24 protein-coding genes are annotated in these 24,576 nt (G+C 54.9%); 17 read left to right on the top strand and 7 right to left on the bottom strand.

Annotated features, from left to right (window positions below; genetic code table 11):
• Positions 1-260: 260 nt before the first annotated feature.
• Positions 261-1,595 (top strand): erythromycin esterase family protein, encoded by a 1,335-nt coding sequence (locus tag WC598_RS02435; protein ID WP_372959876.1) that lies wholly within the window; start codon positions 261-263, stop codon positions 1,593-1,595.
• Between the two features lie 184 nt (positions 1,596-1,779).
• Positions 1,780-3,333, top strand: coding sequence for an excinuclease ABC subunit UvrC (gene uvrC / locus WC598_RS02430; RefSeq protein WP_372959875.1), 1,554 nt, complete (start codon positions 1,780-1,782; stop codon positions 3,331-3,333).
• Positions 3,334-3,366: 33 nt separating this feature from the next.
• On the opposite strand, the gene WC598_RS02425 is transcribed toward uvrC, so the two are convergent.
• From WC598_RS02425 to WC598_RS02410, 4 genes are all read right to left on the bottom strand, one after another.
• Positions 3,367-4,431, bottom strand: a complete 1,065-nt coding sequence (locus tag WC598_RS02425) for an AI-2E family transporter (RefSeq protein WP_372959874.1) — start codon at positions 4,429-4,431, stop codon at positions 3,367-3,369.
• Between the two features lie 178 nt (positions 4,432-4,609).
• Complete coding sequence (locus WC598_RS02420) at positions 4,610-4,999, bottom strand: response regulator (protein WP_372959873.1); 390 nt, start codon at positions 4,997-4,999, stop codon at positions 4,610-4,612.
• Complete coding sequence (locus tag WC598_RS02415; protein ID WP_372959872.1) at positions 4,996-5,346, bottom strand: hypothetical protein; 351 nt, start codon at positions 5,344-5,346, stop codon at positions 4,996-4,998. Before WC598_RS02415 ends, WC598_RS02420 begins: the two co-directional genes overlap by 4 nt.
• Positions 5,347-5,536: 190 nt before the next feature.
• Positions 5,537-6,880: a PAS domain S-box protein gene (locus tag WC598_RS02410; protein WP_372959871.1), complete on the bottom strand. Its 1,344-nt coding sequence runs from the start codon at positions 6,878-6,880 to the stop codon at positions 5,537-5,539.
• 149 nt (positions 6,881-7,029) lie between these two features.
• On the opposite strand from WC598_RS02410, the gene WC598_RS02405 reads away from it, so the two are divergent.
• The gene (locus WC598_RS02405) at positions 7,030-7,704 is read left to right on the top strand and encodes a hypothetical protein (protein ID WP_372959870.1); all 675 of its coding nucleotides are present in this window, start codon (positions 7,030-7,032) and stop codon (positions 7,702-7,704) included.
• A gap of 288 nt (positions 7,705-7,992) precedes the next feature.
• Here the strand turns inward: WC598_RS02405 and WC598_RS02400 are convergent, their stop codons facing one another.
• Complete coding sequence (locus WC598_RS02400; protein WP_372959869.1) at positions 7,993-8,820, bottom strand: esterase/lipase family protein; 828 nt, start codon at positions 8,818-8,820, stop codon at positions 7,993-7,995.
• 145 nt (positions 8,821-8,965) lie between these two features.
• Here WC598_RS02400 and WC598_RS02395 point away from each other — a divergent pair, with 145 nt between their 5' ends.
• Complete coding sequence (locus WC598_RS02395; protein WP_372959868.1) at positions 8,966-11,566, top strand: oligosaccharyl transferase, archaeosortase A system-associated; 2,601 nt, start codon at positions 8,966-8,968, stop codon at positions 11,564-11,566.
• 264 nt (positions 11,567-11,830) lie between these two features.
• Positions 11,831-13,123 (top strand): type III ribulose-bisphosphate carboxylase, encoded by a 1,293-nt coding sequence (rbcL, locus tag WC598_RS02390; protein ID WP_372959867.1) that lies wholly within the window; start codon positions 11,831-11,833, stop codon positions 13,121-13,123.
• Positions 13,124-13,713: 590 nt separating this feature from the next.
• On the opposite strand, the gene WC598_RS02385 is transcribed toward rbcL, so the two are convergent.
• Complete coding sequence (locus WC598_RS02385) at positions 13,714-14,370, bottom strand: LytS/YhcK type 5TM receptor domain-containing protein (protein ID WP_372959866.1); 657 nt, start codon at positions 14,368-14,370, stop codon at positions 13,714-13,716.
• A gap of 236 nt (positions 14,371-14,606) precedes the next feature.
• Between WC598_RS02385 and WC598_RS02380 the strand changes: the two genes are divergently transcribed.
• The 12 genes from WC598_RS02380 (at position 14,607) to WC598_RS02325 (ending at position 23,502) form a co-directional block, all read left to right on the top strand.
• A complete protein-coding gene (locus WC598_RS02380) occupies positions 14,607-15,086 on the top strand; it encodes a GyrI-like domain-containing protein (protein ID WP_372959865.1) in 480 nt (159 codons plus the stop codon).
• A 99-nt stretch (positions 15,087-15,185) separates the two neighbouring features.
• On the top strand, positions 15,186-15,380 hold the full coding sequence (locus WC598_RS02375; protein WP_372959864.1) for a hypothetical protein: 195 nt from the start codon (positions 15,186-15,188) through the stop codon (positions 15,378-15,380).
• A 176-nt stretch (positions 15,381-15,556) separates the two neighbouring features.
• Positions 15,557-16,123 (top strand): FUSC family protein, encoded by a 567-nt coding sequence (locus WC598_RS02370; protein ID WP_372959863.1) that lies wholly within the window; start codon positions 15,557-15,559, stop codon positions 16,121-16,123.
• A gap of 103 nt (positions 16,124-16,226) precedes the next feature.
• A complete protein-coding gene (locus WC598_RS02365) occupies positions 16,227-17,138 on the top strand; it encodes a metalloregulator ArsR/SmtB family transcription factor (RefSeq protein WP_372959862.1) in 912 nt (303 codons plus the stop codon).
• The gene (locus WC598_RS02360) at positions 17,135-17,620 is read left to right on the top strand and encodes a flavodoxin family protein (RefSeq protein ID WP_372959861.1); all 486 of its coding nucleotides are present in this window, start codon (positions 17,135-17,137) and stop codon (positions 17,618-17,620) included. Before WC598_RS02365 ends, WC598_RS02360 begins: the two co-directional genes overlap by 4 nt.
• Positions 17,617-18,417: an EFR1 family ferrodoxin gene (locus tag WC598_RS02355; protein ID WP_372959860.1), complete on the top strand. Its 801-nt coding sequence runs from the start codon at positions 17,617-17,619 to the stop codon at positions 18,415-18,417. The genes WC598_RS02360 and WC598_RS02355 overlap by 4 nt, the downstream gene beginning before the upstream one ends.
• Positions 18,418-18,420: 3 nt before the next feature.
• Entirely contained in the window at positions 18,421-18,987 is a 567-nt protein-coding gene (locus WC598_RS02350) for a flavodoxin family protein (protein ID WP_372959859.1), read from the top strand.
• Between the two features lie 19 nt (positions 18,988-19,006).
• Positions 19,007-19,762, top strand: coding sequence for a 4Fe-4S binding protein (locus WC598_RS02345; protein WP_372959858.1), 756 nt, complete (start codon positions 19,007-19,009; stop codon positions 19,760-19,762).
• Positions 19,763-19,773: 11 nt separating this feature from the next.
• Complete coding sequence (locus WC598_RS02340; protein ID WP_372959857.1) at positions 19,774-20,568, top strand: EFR1 family ferrodoxin; 795 nt, start codon at positions 19,774-19,776, stop codon at positions 20,566-20,568.
• 2 nt (positions 20,569-20,570) lie between these two features.
• Positions 20,571-21,182 (top strand): hypothetical protein, encoded by a 612-nt coding sequence (locus tag WC598_RS02335; protein ID WP_372959856.1) that lies wholly within the window; start codon positions 20,571-20,573, stop codon positions 21,180-21,182.
• Between the two features lie 16 nt (positions 21,183-21,198).
• Entirely contained in the window at positions 21,199-22,284 is a 1,086-nt protein-coding gene (locus tag WC598_RS02330; protein ID WP_372959855.1) for a radical SAM/SPASM domain-containing protein, read from the top strand.
• 759 nt (positions 22,285-23,043) lie between these two features.
• Complete coding sequence (locus WC598_RS02325) at positions 23,044-23,502, top strand: GNAT family N-acetyltransferase (RefSeq protein ID WP_372959854.1); 459 nt, start codon at positions 23,044-23,046, stop codon at positions 23,500-23,502.
• A 38-nt stretch (positions 23,503-23,540) separates the two neighbouring features.
• Here the strand turns inward: WC598_RS02325 and WC598_RS02320 are convergent, their stop codons facing one another.
• Complete coding sequence (locus WC598_RS02320; protein WP_372959853.1) at positions 23,541-24,461, bottom strand: hypothetical protein; 921 nt, start codon at positions 24,459-24,461, stop codon at positions 23,541-23,543.
• Positions 24,462-24,576: the final 115 nt, after the last annotated feature.

The raw sequence follows: 24,576 nt of genomic DNA, 5'->3' as shown, positions 1-24,576 counted from the left end.
TTTTGACCGGAGATATGATCGGAATTCGGTGGGTTCCCGCGTCATGGCCGTGTTGAGGCACGGCGGGTCAGCATTGTTTCAGAAAATACCCGTTGTTTTGCACTGTTGCGGGGAGGCCCCCCGGGTATGGTGGCACTCCCCGTAAACGAGGCTGCGGGGATAGAGCGCCCGGCAAACAGGAATCCTCAGGCTTAAACAAATAAAGAGCAGAATTAACACCGGCAAGGACAGATCCGATCTCCCCGAGGGGCTTTTAAGAAATGAATGACTTTGATTTTTTCCCGGAAAGTTACGGCCCGGAATATGCAACCCTCGAGGACTGGGTCCTCAACGAATCGATACGATTCTCTTTAGATTCCCCCGGCATCTTCAACATCACCGTCAAAAGGCTCATAGGCTCCCTCAGCCCCGCAGTCGAGCTGCTCGGTTTCGGCGAGGCACTCCATGGCGGCGAAGAGATCCTCCTGCTCCGGAACCGGCTCTTCCAGCAGCTTGTACAAAAGCACGGCTACAGCGCCATTGCCATCGAGAGCAGTTTTCCCCGGGCGCATGCGGTGAACGAGTATGTCCTCGGTCGCGGCCCGGCATCGTATGATGATATACGGGAGACCGGGTTCAGCCATAATTTCGGAAGGCTCGATGCGAACCGGGAACTCGCAGAATGGATCCGGCAGTACAATACCGACCCATCCCACACCACAAAAGTCCGGTTCTACGGCTTCGACAGCCCGACCGAGATGACCACAAGCGACAGCCCCCGGCAGCTCCTGCAGTTCGTTCTTGAGTATCTCGCTTCGGTTGACGAAACTGAGGATACCGATCGATCTGACCGCATCAACGCCCTCCTTGGAGACGATTCTGCGTGGGAGAACCCTGCTGCGATGATGGACCCGGAGCAATCGATCGGATGCTCGCCGGCTGCCAGCGCACTGAGGATCGAGACCGAGGATCTCATCATGGAACTTACCACCCGCCGCCCGGAGCTGGTGGCAAAGACCGGCGATTACTGCTACCATGAAGCGGTCCAGTATGCCTCGGTGGCCCGGCAGCTCCTGGACTACCATGCCCTGCTCGCAAAGAAGGTGGCACCGGGGGAACGGATCATGAACGGCCTTGGCTGGCGCGATGCTATGATGGCGGACAATCTCGCGTATGCGGTCTCGTGCGAACGGGGCCGGGGGAAGGTCTTTGCCTTTGCCCACAACAGCCACCTGCAGCGCGGACCGGCCCGGTGGCAGCTCGGGAAGCATGCACTCACGTGGTGGCCTGCAGGAGCGCATCTCCAGGAGATCATCGGTCCGGGGTATGCAGTCATCGGGTCTGCAGTTGGCGTCTGCGAAGGGGACGGTACCGAGGAACCCGGGGACGGCACACTAGAAGCCCTGCTGACTGCCGTGCCGGGGCCGGCCCGGTTCATCCCTACCTATCGTGGCAGGGGGCTCCCGGCATCAGAGATCGCGGCTCTGCGGGTCCGTCCGGGAAGCAAGAAGAACCCGGGTTATTTTGCCCTGACTCCCCAAAGCTTCTGCGATTTTGACTGGCTCGCGGTCCTGGATTCAGCGGGATACACCCGGGGCGGCCCGGACATCCCGTAATATTTAATCTGCCGGCATCCTGCTGCCCGTTTCGCACTACGCTCTGCCTGCGCTCCCGCATACGGCCCCCTGAGATCCTGACCGGTCCGCTGCCCATGCCCGCATCCGTCACAGGTGCTTTCCTGCGGGGGTATTGATCAATGCCTATCCCTTAATAGCTGGCACGCGAGACCCTACTACAGCAATGTTTGACACGGCCACCCTCCCGGCGAGCCCCGGGTGTTACCAGTTCCTTGACCGTGAAGGCACGATCATCTACGTAGGAAAGGCCAAGAACCTCAAAAAAAGAGTTGGCAGTTATTTCCAGAAGAAGGATCACGACCCCAAGACCCGGAAGCTCGTGGAGTCGATAGTCTCGGTCAGCGTGCTGGTGACCAACACCGAGACGGAAGCGTTCCTCCTCGAGAACAATCTCATCAAGAAATACCAGCCGAAATACAATATCGATCTCAAGGATGCCAAACGCTATGCCTACATCGAGATAACAAAGGAACCCTATCCCCGCATTGGCATTGCACGGCAGAAGAACCGGGAGGAGGGAACCTATTTCGGCCCGTTCGTATCCGCGGCCGAGCGCGATGCGGTTCTCAAAGTAATAAAGCGGATCTTCCTGCTCCGCTCGTGCCGGAAGCTGCCGAAACGTGCCTGTCTCCGGCACCACATGCACTCCTGCAGCGCTCCCTGCATCGGGGCTGTCGGCGAGGAAGATTACCGGGAAAGCGTTGACCGGGCCAGGAGCCTCCTCAAGGGAAAAAGCAGCGAACTTATCGCAACCCTCCGGTCAGAGATGGTTGCACAGTCCTCCCAGCAGGAGTACGAAAAAGCCCTTGCCATCCGCAACCAGATTGCTGCAATAGAACATCTTGCCGAGCGCCAGCACGTGGAACAGGTCCGCGAGACCGACCAGGACGTGATTGCGTACACGGTTGCCGGTCCCACGGTCTACCTCATGGTCTTCCCGGTAGAGAAAGGCCGCCTTGCCGGCAAACAGGAATATTCCTTTGACCTCCGCGAGGATTTCTTCGAGGAGTTCCTTGTCCAGTATTACACCGAGCGCATGCCTCCTGCCGAACTGATCCTGGCCCACGAGATAGACGGGGCGTTAGCCGATTACCTGGCGGAGCGAAAGGGCCATGCGGTAACGATCACGGTCCCGAAGATTGGCGAGAAGAAGAAGCTCCTCTCCTTAGTTGAGAAGAACATCGAGCTTGCGTTTTTGAAAAACGATCTCAAGATGAACGATCTCCAGTCAAATCTCGGCCTTGAAGGCCTGCCGGAGGTGATCGAGTGTTTCGATATCTCCCATATCTCCGGTACAGCGATGGTGGGCTCGATGGTCCAGTTCCGAAGCGGGGTGCCGGACAAGAAGAATTACCGGCGGTTCAAGATCAAGACCGTTGAGGGTGTTGATGACTTTGCCTCGATTGCTGAAGTCGTGACCCGGCGGTACCGCAGGCTCATCGAGGAGGATGCCGATCTGCCTGACCTGATCCTCATCGATGGCGGGAAAGGGCAGCTCTCGGCAGCATCGGCTGCCCTTGAGGACCTGGGCGTGGATGTGCCGGTTATAGCGATTGCAAAGAAAGAGGAGGACATCTATATCCCTGGCGAGATGCTCCCGCTCCGGCTGGACCAGAAGGGGATGGCCCTCCATTTCCTCCAGGAGATCCGCAATGAGGCGCACCGGTTCGCAATCGCCTACAACCGCCTGCTCCGGAAAAAGAAAGTGATCCCGTGATGGGATCCGCGTAAATCCATCCGTTGTCAGGACTCAGGCATCCGGTTCTTTTTGGGGAGAACTCTCCTCTTCGAACAGGTGGCTGACACCCAGCACCCGGTTGATCCAGCGGGATTCCTCAAAGAGCTGGAATCCCAAAAAGACCATCAGCGTGATGGGGATGGCAAAGAGCATGCCGACAAGGCCGAACAGCCATCCCCAGAAGATCACGGAGATGATGACGACGAGGGCCGGGATCTCAAATTTCCGTGCAGCAAGGTAGGAATAGACCGGGTTTTCAACAATCAGGTTCAGCACGCAGACTGCGGCAATGACGGCCACCGCTCCCCAGACCCCGAACTGGAGCCAGGCAAAAAAGATCGCCGGCACAGATGCGATGATGAGTCCGATATAGGGAATGTAGCCCAGGAGGAATACTAAAATTCCCCAGAGGATTGCGGCATGCACGCCCATGATACTGAGGAACCCTCCGAAAAGCACCCCGTGGATAAAATTGGTTTCTGTTCTCACGACAATGAAATCCATGACATACCCGGCCATGCGGGAGACCTGCCGGATGGTCTCTGGGTTGTTTCCCCCAAGCTGCCTGAACCGGGCGCTCAGGTCCGGAACCTCGAGGAGCATGAAAAACGTTGTCACGGCGACAAAGAAAAGGAAGATGATGGCTTCACTGAGGCCCATAACCGAAGATATCCCCAGTGAGATGATGCTGCCGATGTCCAGTGGCGGTAACGAAAGCTTGTCGCTCGTGATTCCCACGGACTGGAGGAGAGCGGTGATGTCCGCAAGCCGCAGGTTGAGCTCCTGCTGGTAGAGCGGGATATCCGCAACCAGGGTATTGAACGACAACAGGGTCAGCAGGATAAAGGCGAGGATGATCAGGCAGGCCACGACCGTGATGATCGAGACCGCCGGGAGATCGGAGAGTCCCTTCTTCTTAAGCCAGTTCACGCCCGGGTATGCAAGCATGGTGAGGAAGACCGAGGTCAGGATGATCGTGACAATGAACATCGTCATCTTCACGGCAAGGAGGATGAAAAGAACAAGGGCAGTAACCAGAAGCAGCCGCTCGATCCGCGACATTCCAGCGGGAAACATAACAATCACACTATCTGTCGGGCATTCATACAAAGATTGGCTTTTTTACGATCTGCCGAAATTGAAATGATGGTGGGATCTCCATTGTCCCGTTACGATCAGTTCTGGTCCCCGCATCCGGGCATTCCCGTTTTGGGAAGAGGCGGGATGGGTTTTTCTGGAAGGGCAATGTGACCGATCACTCATCTGCATCGTGATACCCTCCGGCCCAGTACATCAGTCGCATGAGATCCAGGAACGGCTTTTTTTCTGTTCCCCGTCGTATGATAAACCCGTATGCATCGCTCTTATACGCCTCGTTTTTCAAAAACCCGGAATCATCCTCGGTAAAAAGGATAAACGGGATCCGGATGTTCTGGTTCCGCAAAGAACGCAGCAGTTCGATGCCGGTCATCTCCGGCATCCGGTAATCGGATACGATGACGTCCACATCGTTGGTAAAGAGCCAGACCATGGCGGCCTCGCCGGATTCCGCGGTGTGGACTTTGAAGGAACCGGTGTTCTCACAGATGCCGGTAATAAATGCACTCATGGCCGGATCGGAATCCACAACCAGCGCCGAGATCATAGGACTGCCCCGGGATTTTTGCTAACCCCGATATTTCCCGTTCCGGCATCATGGTCTTCTGCCGGGTGGAAATGTTCCTGACAGACCATCCCGTCCGGTGCAAAACGGCTGGATTGATCCAGCTGGAGGGAGATGTCACCTCCGGCAGCCTGTGCCGGAGCAGCGATGATAAAGATACCGGCAATGAGAAGGAGGCAAAGGTAAAAGAGCAGATTATGGCGCCCTTTCCGGTGCAGGAATGCGGATGGTCGTGTGTGCACATTTTCATTCTTGCTCTGCGGGCTCATCGGGAGGTGCTCCTTGGGCTTGTTGCACTCATTTTGTTGGAAGTAATGTATAATAAACATTTTGTTTATAGATTATACAATCATATAATAAATGGGGCACTACCATGGTTTGGCCCCCACAATTTCCCACCGGATATTTTTTGAAAAGATTCGCGACAACGCCCGCGCCTGATCAGAAAATCGGTACCGGAAGATTTCAAAAAGGCGTATAAAAAAAGGGGGTGAGAGATTATCGGGCGGACCGGCAGGATCAGGAAATCAGCTGCTGGAGCGAGGTGATGCGATCCCGGAGGGTGCGTTCACGCTCTGCGGATTCCGTTATATCGGTCATCGTGACGTAGGTGCTAATGGTTTTTCCCTGCGTAGCAGACGTGATACGTCCCAATATGCATCGCCGCGTCCCGTCTTTCCGGTTGATCCAGAAGGTAAGTTCCCCACTTTTTTTCGCATCGGGACCTGCGTTGAGAATCATTTTTTCCAGGTGCTCATGGTCTTCAGCGGAAAGAAGATCCGAGGAATGCATATGGATGAGATCTTCCGTGGAATAACCGCTGATCTCAGAAACCCTGCGATTGGCGTAGACAAAACTCTCGTTTTCCACAATGATGAGGCCGTCCTGGATATTTTCCGCCATCATCCGGAACCGCTGTTCGCTCTCCCGCAAAAGAAGTTCCTGCTGTTTTGACGCAGTCATATCGGTAAAGATGACGAAATTATAATTGGTATTCTGGTACCGGACACTGCTGATGCGTGCGGATACAAATCTCCGCTCACCATCCTTCCTGACAATCCAGACCTGGATCTCACCCGGTTTTTCGGGATTGCTTTCAAGTTCCTTGATCTGCCGGTTTATTATGTCGTGGCATTCCGGAGCGACAATTGCCAGGGGCTCAAGAGCGAATGATTCCTCAAATGTGTAACCACTAATTTCGGCAATGCGATGGTTGGCGTACACAGTTTTATCATTCTCCATGATGATGAGTCCGTCCTGGATATTATCCGCCATCATCCGGAACCGTTCCTCGCTCTCCCGGATCTGGCGCTCGGCAAGGATGTGTTCGGTAACATCTTCGAGAATGATGGTCCGGCCTTTCCCGCCATCCTCAAACACTGCAGGAATTGATTTTTGTTTGAAGATTCGCTCCCCCATGTCCCTCACGTGGAACGTGAGCATGTGCTCTTTTCCAAGGGAATCCTCCGAGAGGGTTTCCAGCAGCTCGTGCATATCCACGTCCGGGGGGGAGAGATATGCGAGATTCTGCCCCACCGTTGCGTCCCGGGTCAGGTGAAGCAGTTTGAGAAAGTTCTCATTGATCTGGATGATGCGCGAGTCAGCGTCCAGGACCATGATGAGCTCATTGGAGTAACTGATCAGGGCGGAGAGGGGGACGCGCTGGGAGAGGGAGAAGACTTTTGCCATCCCGTACGTTCTCATATCGACCTGCCCGGAGATGAGCAGGATATCAAGATACCTGCCAACAGTGTTTTTGTTCTTTCCAAGAGCCTTGGAGAGATCCGTTACACTCATGCCTTCCGGTCTTTTTTTCAGGAGCTCTTTTATCTGGCTGAGCTCGTGCTGGTAGTCCTGCATCATGAGATCATTTCAATTATTACTTATGTGTCATGAAAAATTTATAATTGTTTTCTACTATCAATATGTATACTTGATGAAAGAAAAATATATCTATTGCAATTATCTATTATGATATGGAAGCAAATTCCAGATTGTAGGAAGTTTGAGTTATGGATACAGTTACTGTTGTTACGCAAAACAAATGGGTTGACGTACTTGCTACGTCCCTGCCCGGAATTATCGGTGCAATTATTATCCTGCTGGTTGGCTGGATAATCGGCCGCCTGCTTGGAAAAGCAGTCCGCTTTGTTATCGACAAGATCGTTCAGAATGCCATGGTGAACAAGACTGAATTTGCCGAAAAGATAACCAAATCCGGCGTCACTCTCGGGTACCTCGGGGATGTGGCAACAAGGGTCTGTGTTTACCTTATCGCTATCCTCGCTGCGGTGGATTTCCTCAACCTTGACTACATGAGCCTCCTGATGACCGCCGTTGTCGGCTATATCCCGCACATTGTAGGATTTGTCATCATCCTTGTCGTAGGTTTCATCCTCATTGACTATTTCATCGATCTCTTTGCCAAGTACCACGAAACCCAGAACATTGAACTCATTACTCCGGTAATGCTGGTCCTGCGCGTTTTCCTGTACTTCGTGATCGTTATCCTTGCACTCTCGCAGCTCATGATTGACCTGACGATCATCTACACCTTCGTCACGCCCATTGCATGGGGTATTGGTATCGGCCTTGCTGCAGCAATCGCCATCACCTTCTGGTTCGGCATGAAGAACCACTCCGAGCAGATCATCGGGCAGCTCATGGGAGCCATCTCCAAAAAGTAATCATCTTTTCCCTTAACCCTCTCTTTTTTTCAGCAGATCTTCCACTCACCGGTTCCTGTCCGTTCTCATAACCGCCTCATGCGCAGGGTGTCCGGGTTGACCGGAATCCGGATCCTCCCGTAAAAAGGTGATCCATTTGGAAAAGAGAACGTGTTTTTTTCTGGAGGGAACTTCGGGATTGTTGTCCGGAGGCTCCACCTGGCCCAAGGCAAAACGACCACCGCCCCCGGGCGGCTCAGGGATAAAAAAACCGAAACTCCCCCGCATTACCACCGGACCGTCCGGCAATTACCCGGTCAGGTACTCCAGGATCCGTTCAATAACCCGCGGGTTCTTGAGCAGGTTGATGTGACAGTAGTGATCAACCGGGATCAGATCCATAGTATCATCCTTTTCGGCAGGGAGGATATCCAGCGTCACACCCGGGAGGGCGGATTCCCTGTGGGAAACAATCCCATCGCCGTTTTTTGTCATAAAATACGTTCCATCCTCTGACGATTCCCAGGTTTTCCCGTCAAAGAGGGGGAAAAAGGCAGGAATACTGTACGGGTTGGCCGTCACGATCATATGGTAGGTGATGTCGTTCCGGATCCCGGCAGAGCGGAGCTCCTGCATGGTCCGGCTCGCAGGCCGGACCCCCTGGACCAGGAGATCGGTCTGCGGATCGAAACCCTGCGGAACGAACACCCCGTTTAACCGTTCGATGATCCTCGGCCCATGTTCCGGGTTAAAGAAGAGCTCGGCAAGAGCCGATCCGTTGTTGGGAGAGCCGATGCCGATGAGATGGCGTACGTTCTCCTGCCGGTCGGCCCCGCTCCCGGCTTCCAGGTAATACCGGGCAATACAGGTTCCCACCGAATGACAGACAATATCAACCGGCCCCGGGTAATTGGTTGTGCTCCGGGTATGCCGGATGTAATCTCCCAGTGCCTCAGCGATCTCTTCCAAAGACGAGTCCTGCATCCCGGAATGATCGAATTTACTATAGGGAATTTCAGCTGAATCAAGCCTGCGGCAGAGCCGGTTCCAGATCCCGGGATGGCTGTTCCACCCGTGAACGAGCACCACCGGGATCCGTGGGGAATGCATATACCGGATATATTTCTCAACCAGCATAGGTTATGCGATCCTGTTGTTGGATCGTAACGGGATGTTCGCGATGTCCGGAAAAGAAAAACAAAAAAGTGTACTGCTTACTATCCGTTTTAAAAATTATTAACATCCTGTGCAGAGTACCATAGATAACGCAAAGTGATCGTTCATGGATTTTTCCGCTCTTCAAAAATATCAGTCGTATATCATTGCCGGCATTCTTGCCGCTTTTGTGATATTCGCCCTCTGGATCCGCCTCCTCCCCATGCTGACCATGGGGAATATGGATGTCATCAACTTTGTAGCAATGGATGACCCGTTCTACAACCTCCGCCAGACGGAACAGATGCTTGCACATTTCCCCCAGTACGGCTGGTTTGATGCCATGACCCTGTACCCCACCGGGACGGTCAATTACTGGGGCCCCCTCTTTCCCCTGATCCTCTCTGTCTGCTGTCTCATCACCGGGGCAGCAACACGGCCCGAGATCATCAGCACGGCCCTGCTTGTGCCCCCGCTGATGGCCGCCGCAACGATCGTTGTCATGTATTTTACCGGCAAATGTTTCGGGGACTGGAAGACGGGTCTTCTTGCCGCCGGGTTTACCGCAATCGTTTCAGGCCAGTTTTTTTACCGATCTTTTTACGGGTATCTCGACCATCACATAGCCGAAGTTCTCTTCTCAACACTATTCTGCCTCTTGTATTCGTACGCCATTCTCTCGGACAAGGACAATACCATTGACTTACACCAGATCGCCAGCTACAAACGGACGATCGTGCTCGCGTTCCTGGCGGGCATCGCCTACCTTGCCGGCCTGTTCGTCATGCCGACAATGATCCTCTTTGCCCTGATCGTCGGGATCTTCACGGTGATCCAGGCAGTTGTCGATGTCTGCCGCAACCGTTCGAGCGGCTATCTCGTGCTCATCAATACCGTTGTCTTTGCAACCGCGGCAATCGGGCTTTTCCTCTTTGGCTTCAGTTCCGCGAGCCTCGGCCTTTCCACCTATTCCCTGGGGCACATCCTTGTGTATGCCGGCCTGATTGCCGGAACACTCGTGCTGTATTTCCTGGCACAGTACCTGAAAGGAAAAAATCCCGCATTGTACCTTGGGTCGATTCTTGGGATCGCCGTTGCGATCGTTCTGGTCATTGCCCTTGCGACACCGGACATTTTTAACATCCTGATGAGCAATCTCAGCGCATTCTTCGGCCAGCAGGCGGTCACGAATACGGTTCTGGAAGCCATGGGCTGGTCGGTCGGATCTGCCTGGATGGCTTTCAACTACGGCCTCCTGCTCTTTGCCGGCGGGGTGCTTGTCATGCTCTACCAGAATGTCCGTAACGAGCATCCGCACCAGGTGTTTGCCCTTGTCTGGTCTGTCGTGATGTTCTACTCCACCTGGCAGCACGTGCGGTACGAATATTATCTCGGGATCAACATCGCTCTTCTTGCAGCAGTCTGCGTGAGTTTTGTCATCAGTCGCAGCGAAAAGGAAGTCTGCGGATTTTTAAAGGGATCTGACTCTGCAAAACCGGCGGCAGAACCAGATCTTCCGGAACCCACCATCCGGAAACCCGGCAAATCATCCAAAAAACCTGCAAAAAAAGCAGCCCGCGTAAAATCCCCGGATTATCTGGTGCTCCTCCCTGTGTTCCTCACGGTCGCGATTGCGATCCTGTTTGTCTTCAATTCAGCATCGTACAGTTACCTGCTCTCTTCGAGCAGAGGAATCGCGCTGAGTCCGGACTGGAAAGAATCCCTGGAATGGATGGGGCAAAATACCCCGGATCCCGGCGTTGATTACCTGGCAGTGTACGACAAAGACACGTTCACGTACCCGGAAACAGCGTACGGGGTCATGTCGTGGTGGGATTACGGGCACATGATCACCTATATCGCCAAGCGCATTCCCAACGCAAACCCGTTCCAGCAGGGTGTTGCAGGACCAAACGGGGCTGCTGCCTTTTTTGTTGCAACCGATGAGGGAGTGGCAAACGCAATCCTGGACGCTGACGGGACACGGTATGTTGTCACGGATTACATGATGGACTGGAGTAAATTCGGACCCATGGCAACCTGGTACAACTCAACGGCGGGCCTGGATCCCTATATGATTGATGTGCTGGTGCCCGATCAGAACCGCCTCTCCAACACGGCAACCCTTGCAATCCTCAACAAACCGCTGTATTACCAGTCGATGGTTTCACGGCTTCACAACTTTGACGGGTCGATGACCCCTGCGGGAAACACCTCGTTTTACGTTGAACTGGCAGACCCGGTCATCACCGGGACATCCGTGCCGGTGATCATGAATGCCCAGACCATGAATATCACGGATGCCCTGATCCGGGTGAAAGAGTACAACCTCAAAGCTCCTGCGGGATACCATGCAGCGGTGCTGAGTACCAGCACAACCCATCCGATTGGGGATGTTTCGGCACTCCGCCACTACCGGCTGGTCCATGAATCCCCGAATAATGCCCCGGATTCAAATACCCTGAACCATAAGAGCGTAAAAGTGTTTGAATACGTAAAGGGTGCGCATATCAGCGGTACCGGGACCATCGAGGTTCCCCTGGTGACAAATACCGGCAGGAATTACGTGTACCGGCAGGAGAGCACGAACGGCGAATTCATTGTCCCGTATTCAACAACCGGAAACCCGTACGGGGTAAAAGCAACCGGGAAATACCGAGTCTTATCAACCGGCCGGGAATACGAAGTACCGGAAACTGCCGTTATGCAGGGCCTGACCATCAGTTGATCATACCCATTTTTTTCCGTGCGATTCAAAAAAAAGAACCGCATACAGTGCTGCCACACTCTTTTGTCGGGATAACGACAGAGACGGGGTTCAGGGGAATTTGCCGGTCTGCACATGAACGGATTCATTGCAGGTTTCAGGATTCCGGCCGGGCACGGATCCGGTGAACCGCCCTGTTAACCATTCGCGTCCTCCCCGGGGTCCGCAATACCCCATTGTGCATCTTTTTTAACCGGCATGTCCTTTAGAGGTACAGGGATTTCTATGGCAATTGACTGGTACAATGAATTCGTTGATCTGAACTATACTCCGGCACGGGACGATCTCGTTGTCCTGTTTTATTTTGAACCGGCTGCAGGGATCGGGCGCGAGGAGGCGGTAGGTCGTATCGCATCGGAGAGCTCGACCGGTACCTGGACAACGCTCTTTACCATGCCCCCTCGGATGAAGGCGCTCCAGGCAACCGCATTCGAAATAGATGGAAACTTCGTGAAGATCGCCTACCCGGTCGCACTCTGGGAAGAGGGCAACGCCGTCCAGCTGATGAGCGGGATTGCGGGAAACATCTTCGGGATGAAAGCGCTCAAAAACCTCCGGCTTGTCGATGTCTCGTTCCCCCAGGCATACCTGAAACATTTCAAGGGTCCGCACTTTGGGAATGACGGGATTCGGAAGATGATGAAGGTTGCAAAACGCCCGCTGACCGGTGCCGTGCCCAAGCCGAAGATCGGTTTTACCGCAAAGGAGCATGCCGAGATTGGGTACGAGACCTGGATGGGGGGCTTTGATTTCGTCAAGGACGACGAGAACTTAACGTCCGTCTCGTTCAACCGCTTCGATGACCGGGTGAAGCTGATGTCGAAACTGCGGGACAAGGCCGAGAAAGAGACCGGCGAGACGAAATCCGCGTTCCTGAACATTACGGCCGACACGGAAACGATGAAAAAGCGGGCGGACCTCCTCGCTGAGTACGGGTGGAACTACGCGATGATCGATGTAGTCGTGGCAGGAACTTCGAGCGTCATGACCATGCGGGACTACTGTTCCGATCTCGGCCTCGCCATCCACGCCCACCGGGCCATGCACGCGAGCTTTGACCGGAACCCAAAACACGGGATTACGATGCAGTTCCTGGCAAAGCTGATGCGTCTTGTCGGTGTCTCGCAGATCCACTCGGGAACCGCGGTCGGGAAACTGACCGGTTCAAAGAAGGAATCAACGGTCATCGCAGACGTGCTCCGGGAGAAGAAGACAAAAGCGGTCGGCACCCTGCTGCTCGACCAGGACTGGGGGAAGATCAGGAACGCGTTCCCCGTCTCGTCCGGTGGTCTCCACCCGGGACTTGTTCCCCCGGTGCTCGATATCTACGGCACCGAACTGGTCCTCCTTGTCAGCGGCGGCATCCACGGCCACCCGAAAGGGACCCGGGCCGGGGCCAGGGCAACCATGCAGGCTATCGAGGCGTGGCAGGAAGGCGTCACGCTCGAAGAGAAGGCAAAGAAAGCAAAGGAACTCAAAGGCGCCCTTGATAAGTGGGGCCATTATAAACCAAAGTGATCGGTTTTTCCGCCCTCAAAAAAAGACGCCCCCCTCCACACGTGAGCATCGCATGGAATGAGCGGTACTCATGCGTTGAAAAATAAATTCGGGTAAAGTGCCAATCCAGCCCCTAACATCTATCTTTTACAATAGTCCGCCCCCCCTTTGCGCCAGCCCTGCCCCCATTTGGGGCGGGGGCGCATGCGATTCCTCGGTATTACCAAAAATTTCAATTCAGGTACTACAGCACTATCGCAACCGGGGCGCCATAGCGGCGGGGCGAAGCCCCTGGAGCGTCAGTCTTTCCGCTCCAAAACGAATTTCCTTTTTGCATTAAAATTTAGGCATGTTTTTTTTACTTTTTTCACTCCGTAAATCCTTCCTGAATTCAGGGGCTGGAATAGTACATTACCCTAAATTAAAACAAAAGATGGGATCACACACGGTGAACAGGACGCCATTTGAAAACCCAAAAAAATGTTTACAGAGCAATTTTTCTTTTTGGAATATTTTTCTTAACCGCCTTTTTCTGCGGGTAATGATTGTCACCCAATAAAAAAAAACATGACTGCTGAAAAAAGTGGGGTGCCGTAATCACCGGCTATTGATTACCCATTTTTTTGTTCGTGCTCTTTTTCCCGGATCAGGGCATCGCGTTCAGCCAGGATCTGCTGTTCGTGCTGGTAGTTTTTGACAATGTAGGCAAAGACAAACATCCCGATGGCATTGGCAAGGATCATCGGGATGTACACTCTCTCGACAATCGCAAGAGCAGCATCGAACGGGCGGGCAATGAGGAGTGTGAGCACCATGTGGAAGATTTCCATGAGGATGGCAAAGAGCACGGCAATTTTCCAGCCGGCAAACTTCCGCTTGCAGTGCAGCCAGATGAGCCCCCCGAAGAGCCCGGCAAAGACTGCGGTGACCGAGCAGGAATAGACGGTGATGCCGCCCATGCTGAGCCGGTAGGCAGCCCCAATCAGTCCCGCCCCGATGCCAACCCATGGGCCGGCAAGCAGGCCGGCAAGCATGGGCCCGAGGTCGCGGACGTTCACGACCGATCCGAGAAAGTCAATGCCGCTGATCGTACCATACACGGAGAGGGCGCCAAAGAACACCACGAGAATGATCTGCGTGTTCAGGGTCGCATGGCCGGCAAGGATCTCCGGAAATATCCGGCTCCTCGAAAGGAGGTAGGCGGCCACGATGATAACGCACATGAGCTGCAACAGGACGTTGAGCTGAGTAAGAATTGCGAAATCCATGATCAGGTACCTGACCCTAGATTTTGTACATATTCTGGCATAAAGGGATCTGGCCCGCCGGTTTCCGGGTGCCGGGATCTTTTCTGTCGCCGGCCCTGTTCAGGAAGTACGACTCATCAACCATCCCACAGCACTCACCGGTTTTCCAGCGCCAAATTTTTCCAGCCCCCAACTGACATACACTTTCACCCCCTGCAACCCCGGCCGTTAATACCAATTCAGTTTCACGTTTGAGTATGACAGGAAAACCTGCAATTTCCCTTATCGATGAACCGCCCATGGACGTACTCGGGACAGAAAAGACCGGCACCTATGCCCTCATCCCGGAACTCTTAATGAAAGTCTTAAACCACATGCTGGAACACAACATTCCGATTGCCGGGCCGCCCGTCTTTATCTGCAAGGAACAATCTCCCGAAGCAGTAAAGGCGGCAAATGCAGAAAGAACCGCCCGGGTCGAGATCGCCTGGCCGGTGAACGGCCCGGTCCAGGGCACGGGGGATATCCGGAAGTACACCCTGCCCGGGGGCCGGATGGTTCATACCGTGCACAAGGGCCCGTACGAGACCTGCGAACCAACGTACCTGCAGGCCTTTGCCTGGATCAAGGAGCAGGGTCTCACCATTGCCGGCCCGATCCGGGAAGTCTACCCGAACGACCCGATGGAGGTTCCCCCGGAAGAGATCCTGACGGAGATCTACATCCCCGTTGCGTGAACTCCACCCACCCCTCTGGCAGGGTACGGGTATCACACCATCCCATCCGGCCTTTGCCTCTGCCGTAATGTTCATTACCTTCCGCTCCAATCGGACTGTATGCACGACATCAAAGCCAGCAAGAAGATGGGAAACGACATCATGGTCTCCTTTGAGGTGGATGGCAAAAACCAGTTCGAGGCATTTAATTTCCAGGATCTCATCGACATGAAGATTAACGTGCTCGACCTGCTCGACCGGCCCATGTCCTACAAGGTCGATATGGCCAAGCATACCATTGTACCAAAAAAGTGAGAGGAACCGGGTCTTCCGGATAGATCCATGACGGCCGGATGACAGCGCAGACCGGTTGCCGGGCTCCCGTATCTTAACGATACCGGGAAACGCTTCCGGTGCCCGGCCCGTAAATCGCGGTCAGAGAAAAATCCATCTCAATAAATCCTTATCCTATACAAGCCAGAAAAATATTTGTGACAGATCCCGGGAAAATAAAAACATGCAGGACGGGTTCCGGCAGTGTACAGAAACTGGCAGCACCGATCCTTATTGCCCTTCAGTACGGTCTTGGAGCGCTCATCTCCTTCTCCATTGCTCTGCTATTCTCCAAAAACATCATCCACATTACATCCGGTACAGCGATGATCGGATCCCTGTGGGCGATGATCACGTTCATCAGTGTTACGCAGGACTGCTGTTCCTCAACACAGGATACCGCCTGGCTTCAGGTCTTAGGAGCATTTCTGGGAGCGGTTTTGAGCGGGATATTCCTGAGCATATTTCCCTTCAGCATAGCCGGCATGGCGTTACTGATCGGCATTGTTGTCCTCATCTGCCAGGTTCTTGGGATTCCGGGCCCGGCCCGGCTTGCTGCCCTTACGGTCGGGATCGTTATGGTTATATCGGCAATCAACCCGGAGATCCCGCCGCTTGTCAATGCCATGACCCGGTTCCTTGAAGTGCTCATCGGCAGCACGATTGCGATCTGCATTGTATGGGTCTGGCAGTATCTCCCGTGCAATTCCGGAAAAACCGGATAACCCGGTAAAGACATTCTGCCGGCATGAAAGAGCGGGGCGGGCGGAGGTGCCCGGATAAAAGAGAAAGCCTATAAGTGTATAAGCAAACACTTATACAGAATCCATGGAACCCTGCAACAAATGCAAAGTCTGCAACAAACTCTGCGAGATCGTCCCGGTCATGGCCGGGAAGTTCAAAGCCTTAGGCGATCTCACCCGCCTCCAGATAATCTACCTGCTCGCAACCGATACGAGCGGGACGCTCGGCGTCAGTGAGCTCGCGGTCCGGCTGAAAATCTCCCAGCCGGCGGTGTCGCAGCACTTAAAAACCCTCAAGGGGGAGGGGCTTGTTGATTCGCGCCGGGTGGGATTCTATGTCTATTACACGATCAACCGGGATCGCATTGTTGAGTTCCGGGAGCAGTTCGAACTGATGTACTCCAGTGTCATGGAGAACTGCAGCCGGGAACTGATCCGCAAATCCACCCGCGACCGGAGTATCCGGGCATGCGTGCTCTTCTACTCATATTCGGGGGTGACACGGGGAATTGCAGAAGGAATCCATTCCTCCAGCGGGTGCGATCTCATTGAAGTGAAGACAAAAACCGAGTACTCCAACTTCACGGCGTACACAACCGGTGTCCTCCGGTCCCGCAAAGGGGCCTGCGACCCGATCGTTCCCGAAGAGATCGATGTCTCGCAGTACGACCTGCTCATCATCGGCACACCGGTCTGGGCCTGGAAGCCGGCGCCGGCAATCAACGCGGCGGTCCGGGCCCTCAAAGGCTGCGAAGGGAAGATGGCCGTGACCTTTGTCACCTGCAACGAACGACCGGGCGAAGCCCTCCCGCTCCTGACTGCTGCCCTGGCAGAACGGGGTGTTGAGGTTATGGCAGAGATCTGCCTCACAAAAGAGGATACGAAAAACCCGGCCGTGGGCAATGAACTGCTCGGTCAGATCTCGGCAGCATTCCCGGTCAGGATCGACGATGAACCCCGGACAAGTACCTGGCAGAAAAGTGACGTGAAATCATGAATACCTGCATTATCTATCACTCCCCTTCCGGAAATACGCGGAGCGTGGCAGAGCATGTGAAATTGGCCTGCGGGGGGGATCTTATCGAAGTAAAACTCAGGGAGGGACATTCACCTCCTCTTGCCTACTTCCTCGGGCTGTTCCGCGCAATGAACCACGAGTGGAGTCCCATTGAACCGGAAGTGATCGATGTCTCTTCTGCGGATGTTGTCGTGATCGGAACACCGGTCTGGACAAGAAAAGCAACACCCGCAATTGTATCAGCAGTCAATGCCCTGCAGGGATGCAGCGGGAAAAAAGCGATCCTCTTTGCCACCTGCGGGAGTGAAGCCGGAAAGACCCTGCCCCGGCTTGCAGAAGCCCTTGAAGAAAAAGGCATAACCGTCACCGGGCAGGTTGTCTTCACCGGTCGCGATCTCAAGGACGAGACAAAACTGAATGCCCTGGCAGAGTATATCGAGCAGACAGGACGTGCACTATGAAAACGATCATGTACTATTTCACCGGCACCGGCAACTCGCTTGCCGCTGCAAAGCAGATTGCCGCCTCCCTTGGGGACTGCGAGCTTGTAGCGATTGCACCATTGCAGAACGTACCCGGGGATATACTCCCGGTAGCAGACCGTGTCGGCATTATCGCACCGGTCTACGACATGGGGCTGCCGTCCATTGTTGCGGAATTTGCTGCACGGCTTGACCTCTCAAAGGCCGGCTACACATTCTGTGTCTTAACAAATGGCGGTGTGGGTGGATCCGCCCTTCACCAGATGAACGACATCGTGAAGAACAAGACCGGCCAGCCGCTCGATGCTGCCTGGGCAGTCCCGATGGTGGGAAACTTTGTCCCGCTCTATTCCCCGGCGGAAGGAAAAAAGAAGGAGACGCTCCTTGCAGAAGCGGAGATACGGCTTGCGAACATTGCCGGCCTGATCGATACGGGGATTGCCGTCCGCCCTAAGTTCTCACCGATCTCATCTCTCTTGAAAAGCCTGGTGTATACCGGGTTCATCAAAACAATCCACGAATCCGACAAACAGTTCATTACCGATGAGAACTGCACCCGCTGCGGTACGTGCTCGCGGGTCTGCCCGGTAAAAAACATCGTGATGGTGAACGATAAACCGTCCTGGCAGCACCACTGCGAACTCTGCATGGCCTGCCTGAACCTCTGCCCGGCAAAAGCGGTCCAGTGGGGACCAAAGACCAGGGGGCGGGGCCGGTACCGTCATCCTGACCTGAAGATTGCCGACATGAAAACCCAGCAGGGAGAGGAATCATAGGCTATGAAAAGCCCGGAAGAAAAGAACGCAGGGCCGACCCGGAACACGGCCGGGGAGACACAGCCGGTAAAATCCCTTGTTGTTGTTTTTTCCTGTCATCACAACAATACGGAGAAGATAGCAAACGTTATCGCAAACGTCCTTGGCGCCCCGGTAAAAACGCCCCGGGAGATAATCCCTGAAGAGCTTGCGGAGTACGACCTGGTCGGGTTCGGTTCCGGGATATACGGAGCAAAAAACCACGGGTCGATCCTTGACCTTGCCGGCCGGCTGCCGGATGCCCATGGCAGGAACGCCTTCATCTTCTCGACATTCGGGGCCCCGGAGGGGTTGTATCAGGGAGACCGGCTCAGGGAGTTTATCCGGGACAACCACTCGGCACTCCGGGAAACACTGCAAGCCCGGGGCTACGTGGTTATGGATGAATTCAGCTGTGCCGGGTTCAACACGAACAGTTTCCTCCGGTTCTTCGGGGGGCTGAACAAAGGAAGACCGGATGCGGACGACCTCCGGCTTGCAGAAGCGTTTGCAGAGAATCTGAAGCAACGTACGATTATTGGGAAAAACTGACAAATTACGGAAAATCACCATGACAGATACACCAAAAGACAACAACGCATCGTCCCGCCAGGCAATCCGGAAATGGCTGCTCGTCATCTCCTTTCTCTTAATCCCGGTTACGATCTTCTACATCTCCCCCATTGTTATCCTGATGGGGGCTTCAGCAGGTGTTGCCACCGGCAGCCTGCTGCTCTACCTCGCGCTCTTCATCCTCTCGCTCGTTGTAGCCCGGCTCTGGTGCGGGTGGCTCTGCCCCATGGGGGCATGGCAGGAGATCTGTTCGCCGGTCATCAAACACACCGTGAAGGACGGATGGCGCAACTATGTCAAGTACGGCATCACGGTGCTCTGGCTTGCCGCGATCGCGTTCTCCTTTTACAGCGCCGGGGGAATCCGTTCCGTTGATCCCCTGTTTGGCACGGTGAATGGCATCTCGATATCGTCCATCGAAGTCCTGATCACGGTCGGCATAATCTTTGTCATCATCTTCATCATTGCATTCCTCGCGGGAAGGCGCGGGTTCTGCCACGTGTTCTGCCCGATCGCAGTCCTGATGATCGCGGGCCGGAAGATCCGTAACCTGTTCCGGTGGCCGGCCCTTCATCTGGACGCCGATGCCGGCCGCTGCATTGACTGTAAGAAATGCACAAAGGAATGCCCGATGGGGCTCGATGTGAACGGCATGGTCCGGAAGGGCGGGATGGAGAACGCCGAGTGCATCCTCTGCGCAAGCTGTGCCGATGCCTGCCCGAAAGGTGCGATCACGTACACGGGGAAGCAGTAACAGGACAATGCATGAAGACCATCCTCTACTATTTCACCGGCACGGGAAACACGCTGGCCGTTGCCCGCGACCTTGCCGCGGAACTTGGCGATACAAAACTGATCCCCCTCCGGCTGGCCATGCACCCGGGCGGGATCTGCCCGGATGCAGATGCGGTCGGGATCGCGTTTCCGGTCTACTTCCTCGACATGCCCGCCATTGTCCGGAAGTTTGTTGAGAATATCCGGTTCACCGGCAGGCCCTACCTCTTCGGCATTGCAACCTGCGGGGAGCGGCCGGGGGGAGCGCTCTTCAGTCTCAAAACGCTCCTTGAACAGAAGGAAACAACGCTCTCAAACGGGTTTGTCGTTGTCATGCCGGAGAATTATATCGGTCCCGTTGATTTGATGGGGGATGCCGGCCACCGGCAGGAAAAATATACCGGTGCAAAAAGCCGGATTGCGGCAATTGCGGCAGCCGTCCGGGACCGGAAGGTTGCGGCACCTGAGGGCACGAACTCGGCTCTCCTGAAGTTCGGGGGTGCCGTGACGAGAACGCTCATGACCTCCGTGTACAATGTGCCGGGCCGGCTCCATGCCACAGCGGCGTGCAGCCACTGCGGGACCTGCACGCGGATCTGCCCCACCCATAATATCACGACAACGCCGGATGGAGTGAGATGGGGCAGGAACTGTACCCAGTGCTATGCCTGTATCCACTGGTGCCCGCAGGGAGCCGTTGAGATCGGCGGCAGGACTGCCGGGAAACCCCGGTACCACCACCCGGATGTCACGATTAAGGATATGCTGGACCAGCGGGGCGAATAGGCATGGACGGGATCGAGAGCGGAAAGCGGATTCTTGATGTTCTGTCGGACAGGATCATCGCGATCACCTCGCGGCGCACCATGCTCGCAGCCCTTGCCGGGCTCCTGGTCACCGCTTTTCTCATCAACGGCCGGCCGTTCGGCATAGCGGAGCTCAATGCGATCACCGGGGGTGTCGGTGTCCTCGACATGGAAGTGCTGTACACTCCCGATCAGGCGTACGCGTTTCTCGCGATTATGGGCGAAGCGGGCCGGGCGTTTTACGTAACGCACATTGCGCTGCTCGATATGTTCGTCCCGTTCTTCTACGCGCTCTTCCTCTCGACGGTCATCTCGTGGCTCCTTCACACCTGGCTGCCAGCGGAGAGCCGGTGGCACCGGCTCAACCTTGTTCCCGTGATCGGGGGACTCTGCGATTACCTGGAGAATTTCGGGATCATCGCCATGCTCCTCGCATGGCCGGCATATCTTCCGGATATTGCGGGTTTTACGATGGCGGCCACGCTCCTCAAGTTTGCATTCAGCGCTCTTGCAGGCATCATCCTCATCGGGGCAGTGGCCGGCCGGGCGATCAGTAGTATCAAAGGCCGGAAAACCAGGAGTCCGGCGTTATAACCGGGAAGGTGCAGGTATGCAGGACAGCAACCGCCAGTACCGCGATACATTCGATACCACAATCGCAGAAACCCTCAGCCAGGCGATCCGGATCATTGCCTCCGAGCCGGTACTTATCATCCCGGGATCCGTGATCCTGCACCACCAGCAAAAAGCTGCGCTGGTCCGGAAGGGTCACGAGCGTGACGGGCTGTTCGTACCACCGGTCATGATCGCGAGCATCACCTCGCGCTGTAACCTCGCGTGTGCCGGCTGCTACATGCACGGGCGGGGTGAACAACCCGCTGCGGAGATGAGCCCGGCGGTTCTTGCGTCCGTTGTACGGCAGGCCGCGGAGCTCGGCGTCTCCGTTTTCGTTATTGCCGGTGGCGAACCGCTCGTGCGGATGGATGAGATCTTCCAGATGGCACGGGAACACCCGGCGATCCTCTTCCCGGTCTTTTCCAACGGTCTCCTTATCGATGACGCGGTTGCAGAAAAAATTGCAGCATGCCGGAACCTTGTGCCGGTCATCAGCTTCGAGGGCTTCCGCGAGGACACCGATCTGCGGAGGGGCAGCGGGGTCTATGACCGGCTGCTGGCAGCCTGCGGCCGGCTGAAAAGCCGGAACATCTTCTTCGGTTGCTCGGTTACGACAACGCGGGAAAATTTTTCGCGGGTGACTGATGAAAAATTTATCCGGGAGATGATGGCAGCCGGCGTTCGGGTCTTCACGTTTGTCGAGTTCGTGCCCATGGAGCCTGACACGGGGAACCTTGTCCTGACTCCGGAGCAGAAGAAGATCCTCCGGATTGTCCTTGCAGACTTTACCCGGAAATTCCCGGCACTCTTCATCGGGTTTCCCGGCGATGAGGATCTGTATGGCGGGTGTCTTGCCGCGGGCCGGGGATTCGTGCATGTGAGCCCGTCCGGCAACCTCGAACCCTGCCCCGCTGCCCCGTACTCGGACGCGAACCTCGGGCTTGTGCCGCTCAAAGAGGCGCTCGGCTCCCGGCTGCTCGCCCGGATCCGCAACGAGCACGGGCTGCTCACGGAGTCTGCGGGGGGCTGTGCCCTCCGGGCGAACCGGGCGTGGGCGGAGACCCTTATGAAATCATCCTGATTGTCTCTGAATTTTTGCAAATTGCCGGATGAAATAAAAAATTTCCGGAAAATCTTTCAAAATATTTTTCGTACTTCCCTTCAGGAACCGGGCCGGTTTTTAGCCTTCTGACCTCTCTGCTACCGATCCGTGCTTCGACGTGAAAAAAATCCGTTAAAAACCGCCTATTTCGCTATAATACCTGCTAAAAACGCCCCGTTTTCGCCTCATAATCCGGGGCACGCCAGGGGGTTTAGAATCGCGTTTCTTAAAAAAACGGACTGAAGTAGGTGGCAGGCCAACAGAAACGCAATAAAGAGCACGGTCAAAAACCGCCAATTTATTATTATTTACGCAATTGGGGCGATATTTGAGCATTTTCAAAAACAATTGCACTATGATTTCCTGTCGAATCTTCGTTCGGCAAAAAATCAGGAAAAACGGGGCCCGTATAGAGCGTATTTTGGCAATCCGGGCAATCCGGTGATCATGGGGAGAGGCAGGTTTTCCACGACACCGGAAAATGTCCTGATCAGTGTTTTATCGACGTGAGCGATCTGCCGGGTCGTTTGCGGGGACCGGGGTAGTTCAGGGATTTTCCCTGAGTGAAGAAAACAACGGGTTCGATCTGTTATGAAAAAAATTTGAAATGCTGCCAGCTCAACGATCCCAAAACCATTCCGGAACTTTAAAAAATTTTTTGAATTAATTCTGCCGGCACCGTTCCTGCACACATCGCGAACCTCAAATAACATTGCAGATGAAAACCTCATCAGCAATATGGCAGAACCTGGATCAAAAATCGAAGTCCGCGAGCTCGCACACGAAGAATTCCGGCTCGCGGAGAAATTATGGGAAGAGTACCGCGGCCAGAAGAACGACATGCCGGGCGAGCGGGTCTTTGGAGTTTTTGAAAACGGCAGCCTTGCCGCAACGGCCCGGTGTACCCGGCACCCGGACGGGCTTGAGATGGACTGCGTCTTTTCAGGCGAGAAGCACCGGGGCAAAGGGTATGCCCGGCTCGCGGTCCAGGCACTCATCGATACGTGCGGAAACGAGCAGATCTTTATCCACTCGACGCTTGTCCTCATCCAGTTTTACAAGACATTCGGGTTTGTCCCGATTCATGAAGACCTGCTCCCAAAGACGATCCGGGAACGGTTCCTCTTCTGCTTTGGCGAGATGGCGGGCTGCAATGTCTGTCCGATGACAAGAACGGGGAGCAGGGGGAAGATCTGAACCCCGGGGCCGGCACGTTCTCACGGTTTTTTTACAGATCACATTTTTCTTATTCTTTCAAGCACGAGAATCCCGGCAAGGAATGGCGCGATGAGCGATATCCCAAAGGGAAGCGAAGCTGCCTGCGTTGCGGAGCGTAGAGGATTGGGGGGCAGGGGTGGTGATGCCTGCACGGGCATCACCGGTATCGGGCGGGCATGGACTTCAATATCCGTGCAGGGGCATCCCCCGGGACTTACGACATGACGCGGTGTTGCCCTGCCCCCCCGGAACAGTATGGTGACCGTTGTCCTGTCAACCGGATCTTCATACATGAATGTGGTGTTGCGCAGGATTCGGGTCTCTGCAACGGCAGTGTTCCTGTGAGAGAGGGTGACATTGAGATAGCCGGCATTGCATTCCCAGAGTGGTTGATCAGGAGGACATGCAGTACTGTCCGGCCCGGGTTCATAATCGAGTGAATAATTATTGACAAGCTGCACCGTGCTCTCATGGGGGTCTCCAAAAAGATCCGTTGTCAGCCATCGGCCGGCAACGGGATCCATGGTAACGCGTGAGATTCCCTCCCAGTTTCCAACGGGAATGGGTTCATGCCCGGGATCCATGCACCGGCCCTCGTAATCCCCGCTCTTGCAGGGATACTGACCCATCCAGCTCCTGTACATCAGCACAACCGGTTCTCCCGTCCGCAGCAAACCAAATACTGAATCGTTCCGGACGATTCCTGAATAGGATCCCTGCATATCCTCATCGCAGGGAAACCTGTCGCAGTCGGTTACTATTGTCAGGGTGTGGCTCGTCTCGTTCAGGCCGGTGACCTGGCCCCCGATGATTCTCGCGTACGGGGTTGCAGCAACCGGGGGGATCACCATGAGAAGAACGATGAAGCAACAACCGGCTGCAGCCTTGCAAAGATGCATCCGGCTCACGCCCCTGGCAGGTATCGGCTGTGCACTCATTAAAATAATCACTTGAAGATAATTATATTTATTATTGAAAAACTATTTCATCTGCAATTCTGAAAGTCCTCACGGTACGGATCTCATGGCACGGCAGGATCAGTTCACTTTCCTG

The sequence above is a fragment of the Methanoregula sp. genome (assembly GCF_041645475.1).
Taxonomy (GTDB): Archaea; Halobacteriota; Methanomicrobia; order Methanomicrobiales; family Methanospirillaceae; genus Methanoregula.
Note: the sequence above shows the minus strand (reverse complement) of the source record. Positions and strands in the feature narration are given on the sequence as shown.